At 66.0% G+C, this 923-nt stretch carries 1 pseudogene; it reads right to left on the bottom strand.

Going from position 1 to position 923, the window contains the following annotated elements:
* Positions 1-128: 128 nt before the first annotated feature.
* Positions 129-784 (bottom strand): annotated as a pseudogene (locus tag RHBS_RS28095) (response regulator).
* Positions 785-923 lie beyond the last annotated feature (139 nt).

Here is a 923-nt window from a genome sequence, read left to right as displayed (position 1 = left end):
GGAGTGGAGCCCGCGGAATGACCCAATCGATTAGCAGCCACAGCGCGACTGCGCTGACCGAAGGATGGAACACCGCAGCTCTGGTCACCGCAGCGATTTCCGTAATCGGAGCGGTGGTCGTGGCGGCCTCACGCTCCCGGCGGTAGCGAGTACTCCTGTTCCGGTCTCCCGGTCGACCCGTAGCGCAGCTGCATGCGCAATCGCCCCTTGGAGACCAGGGTTGCCAGGTAGCGCTGCGCCGTCGCACGTGAAATACCGATGGCGGCAGCAACTTCACCCGCGGACATCGGCTCGGCCGTCGTGCGGACCGCGTCGAGCACCAGATCACGGGTGACGGACTGCGAGGACGGCAACGGTGCCGCAGCGCGCGGGCGGAGCGCGTCGAGTCCGCTGTCGATGTCGGCCTGGCTCAGCTCCTCCGAACGGTCCAGAGCGCTGCGGTACGTCAGGTATCCGGTGAGGCGATCGACCAGCGCCGAACGCGGAAACGGTTTGATCAGGTACGTCCAGGCACCGGCGGTCATCGCCGAGCGCACCGTCTGTTGATCCGCCGCAGCAGAGAGCACCACGCGTCGCACTCGAGTTCGCGCACCAGGTCGATTCCGGATCCGTCGGGCAGATAGACATCGACCAGCGCCAGATCGAACGAGTGGGTCGACGCCAACTCCCGCGCCTGGGCGATACTCGTCGCCACCGCGGCCACCTCGTAGTTGTCCAGCGAATTGACCAGTGCCGCATGTAGATCCGCGACTCGGAAGTCGTCGTCCACGACCAGTACTCTCATTGGGTCACCTCGTCGGTCAGTAGTGCATCCGGTATCGACGCGATGAACACTGCGCCTCCTCGTTGATTCTCTTCGGTGATCTGCCCGCCGGCATCGGCCAGCGTCACGTCGCCGCCGCGGGTGCGCGCGATCGTCCGGC

It is taken from the genome of Rhodococcus sp. BS-15 (assembly GCF_000813105.1).
Taxonomy (GTDB): domain Bacteria; phylum Actinomycetota; class Actinomycetes; order Mycobacteriales; family Mycobacteriaceae; genus Rhodococcoides.
This window is presented reverse-complemented; position numbering and strand designations above follow the sequence as displayed.